Origin of the sequence: Actinomadura logoneensis (assembly GCF_003428695.1) — a bacterium.
In the GTDB taxonomy this organism is placed as follows: domain Bacteria; phylum Actinomycetota; class Actinomycetes; order Streptosporangiales; family Streptosporangiaceae; genus Spirillospora; species Spirillospora logoneensis.
In genome coordinates, this window is sequence record NZ_QURH01000727.1 from 1 (window position 1) to 3,334 (window position 3,334).

At 75.6% G+C, this 3,334-nt stretch carries 2 protein-coding genes and 1 pseudogene; 1 reads left to right on the top strand and 2 read right to left on the bottom strand.

The window, feature by feature from the left end; genetic code table 11:
- Window positions 1-1,103 (bottom strand): annotated as a pseudogene (locus tag DZF91_RS26300) (hypothetical protein); the annotation flags it as partial.
- Window positions 1,104-1,457: 354 nt separating this feature from the next.
- On the opposite strand from DZF91_RS26300, the gene DZF91_RS26305 reads away from it, so the two are divergent.
- Window positions 1,458-2,036: a DinB family protein gene (locus DZF91_RS26305; protein WP_117359867.1), complete on the top strand. Its 579-nt coding sequence runs from the start codon at window positions 1,458-1,460 to the stop codon at window positions 2,034-2,036.
- Window positions 2,037-2,345: 309 nt separating this feature from the next.
- Here DZF91_RS26305 and DZF91_RS26310 read toward each other — a convergent pair.
- Window positions 2,346-3,334 (bottom strand): serine hydrolase (locus DZF91_RS26310; protein ID WP_328589215.1); only part of this gene is annotated, 989 nt, incomplete at its 5' end.

Sequence of the window (3,334 nt, forward strand, 5' to 3'; positions counted from 1 at the left end):
GACGGCGCGGCGGGCACGGCCGCGGGCTCGCCCGGCGCGGGGCGCAGCCGGTCGGCGAGCGGGTTCGGCACGCGGCGGCGCGGCGCGAACAGCCGCCGCAGGTCGGTCTGGAACTGCACGACCGGAATCCACTCCGGGCGCGGGAACCACGGGTCTCCGGGCAGCCCCTGGACGATCGCGACGAACCGCATCGCCATGTCCAGCCAGGCCCGGCAGGCGTCCGCCGCGCCCGACACCAGGGCCGCGACGAGCCAGGACCGGGTCTGCTCCTGCCACGCCGCGGCCTTGAACCCGCGCCGCTCCACCGGGAACCGGGCGCGGATCTCGCGGTACCGGTCCTCGCCGACCGCGACCGCGAGCTCCGGCGGCACGTGCTCCATGCTGCCCTGCAGCAGCAGCTGGACGAGGTGGGTCTCCACCGTCTCCTCGCGCGGCGCGACGGCCGCCAGGTGCTCGCGCGCGGCGAGCAGCCCCTCGCAGACCCACTCCAGATACCCGACCGGGCCGAGCAGCTCCGGGACGGCCGCCAGCACGCGCTCGGGGGCGTGCGCGTGCCACTGCTCGCGCAGCTCCATCTTCGGCAGGTTGACCTCGCCGGGCGGCGGCGTGTCGTACAGCTCGACCAGCGCGCGGCGGCGGTTCTCCAGCGGCTCGATGCCCTCCAGCGCGACCAGGCACTCGCGGGCCAGCTCGATCGCCAGCTCCCGGTCGGGGGCCTCGACCAGCCAGTCCAGCGGCGGGCGCCAGCGTCCGCCGGGCGCGTCGCAGCGGGTCATCCGGGTGCTGAGCGGCGCGGGGTTCGCCAGGTGCTTGTACAGCAGCCGCTCGGGGAGCTGCGACCAGGAGCCCGCCTTGATCGCGCCGCCGCCCGGCAGGAACGCCAGGATGGCGAAGATCTCCGCGGTCACCAGGGACGCCGGCAGCGTGAGCAGCTTGTGCTCGTCGGTCGTCAGGCCGGCCGCACGCGGGTCCGCGGCGAGCGCGTCGATCCGTGCGGTGATCTCCTCGAACAGGCCGTCCGGGACGCGCCACGGGCCGTGCGCGTACACGTCCAGGACCGGCTCGTCGGTGAGCAGCAGTTCCAGGTGCTCCGGCAACCGCAACGCATTCTCCCCAGGGACGTCCAAAACAGGGGTAACAGCCTACGTTTCCGGACGTGTCGCCGGTCCGGTCTCGGACCATCGCCGTCCGGCACCGGCCGCGCGTCCGGCGCCCCTGCCCGGTGCCTCGTGCCCCTGTGCCCGGTGTCCTGGGTCCCGTCCGGCGGCCTCGCCCGGCGGCGCGTCCTCCCGCGCTCCCACCGTGCTCCGCCGGACCCGGCCAGTCTCCGCCTTCCGGCCCGTCCCGTCGAGGGCGTGAGGTCCGGCGGAGGGGGTACCGGTCGCCCGAAACCACGAGTAGCGGGTGCGAGGATGACACCGACCGCTCACAGCCCCCGAGACGGAGGATGAGTCACCATGCCCGCAACCGTGCCCCCCGTCGAGAACGAGCGCGAGGGCCTGACGGCCTTCCTGGCCTACCAGCGGCAGGCGCTGCGCAACGCCGCGTACGGGCTCACCGACGAGCAGGCGCGGCTCACCCCGACGGCGAGCTCGCTGTCCGTCGGCGGGCTGATCAAGCACGTCGCGCGCGTGGAGCACACCTGGATGGACATGGTGGAGCGCCTGCCGCGCCAGGGCGACCCGAACGCGTACGCCGAGGGCTTCGTCTTCGGACCGGACGACACCCTGGAGGGCGTCCTCGCCGACCACCGGCGGGCCGCCGAACGCACCGACCGGGTCGTCGCCGGGATCGACGACCTCGGGTACCCGGTGCCGATCCCGAAGGGCGTGCCCTGGTTCCCGCAGGACGCGGACGCCTGGTCGCTCCGCTGGGTGCTGCTGCACCTGATCCACGAGACGGCGCGGCACGCCGGGCACGCCGACATCGTCCGCGAGTCGGTGGACGGCGCGACCGCCTTCCCGCTGATGGCCGCCGCCGAGGGCCGGCCCGAGACCCCCTGGCTCACCCCCTGGCGCCCGGAGAACCCCGCCTGACCTGCGCGGTAATCCAACGTTGATCGACTCGTGCGAGGGTCGCCGGCGTCGGCATGCCGCCAGGGGGTTGGCGGGCGCCGAGCGTTGGCCCGGCCTTCAACGACCGCTGCGTGCGGCCGGGCACTCCCTCAGCGCGGATCCCGGACGGCATCCCACCGTCCGGGATCCCGCCGTACACGCCACCGGCCCGCCGTCTGCCTCACCCGGCTCGGCGTCCGCCTCACCCGGCCCGGCGTCCCCCTCACCCGGCCCGGCCTCCTCACCCGGCCCGGCCTCCGACTTCCCGGTGTGTCATGAGACGGGGCGGGGTCAGCGGACGCGGCGGAGGGCCTCGACGGCGATCCGTGCGGTGGCGCCGATCACGGCGTCCGCGCGCGGCGCGACCGCCACGGGCTCGGCCGCGCGGGTGAACACGGCCACGGCGTAGCGTCCGCCGTCGGGGTACTCCACGACGCCGATCTCGTTCCGCAGGGTCAGCAGCGTCCCGGTCTTGCCGCTCACCCGGATGTCGTCGCGCGGGAAGCCCGCGGACAGCCGGTGCGGCCACACCTGGTGGCCGAGCATCCGGCGCATCAGCGCGCACTCGGCCGCGGGCGCGGCCCGGTCGAGCCAGATCAGCGACAGCAGCCCGGTCAGCTCGCGGGGTGTCCCGGCGCTGGTGCGGGACGGGTCGAGCGGACCCAGCCGGTCGAGCATCCCGGGCTCGTCCGCGCGCTGCCACAGCTCGCCGAGGCCGCTGGTGCCGGAGTCGGCGAGCAGCGCGTCGAACAGGTCCCGGCCGTCGCCGGTCACGCGGATGCCGGGCAGGCCGAGCCCGTCGAGCGCGGCGTTGACCTCGTCCCGGCCGACGCGCGCGTAGACGGCGTCCGCCGCCGCGTTGTCGCTGACCGTGATCATCATGAGGGCCAGGTCGCGCAGGGACATCGTGACGTCGTCCAGCATGACCGACAGTCCGGTGCCGCCCTCGGTCCGCTCGTCCGGCCGCAGGGTGATCCGCTCGGCGGGGTCCAGGACGCCGCGCGCGGCCAGCCGGAAGAACGCCACCAGCAGCGGCACCTTGTAGACCGAGGCGAGCACCACCGGGTCGTCGGCGCCGACGCCGAGTTCGCGGCCGGTGTCGATGTCGACCGCGTGCAGGCGGCCCGACACGTCCGCCTCGCGGAACGCCCGCTCGATCGCGAGCGCGGCGTCCCGCTCGATCGCGAGCGCGGCGTCCCGCTCGACGTCCCGCCCGGCCGCGCCCGGGGCGGCGCGGCCGGTCGCCGGAGAGGTGTCTGGGCCAGGCCAGGCAGGGCAGC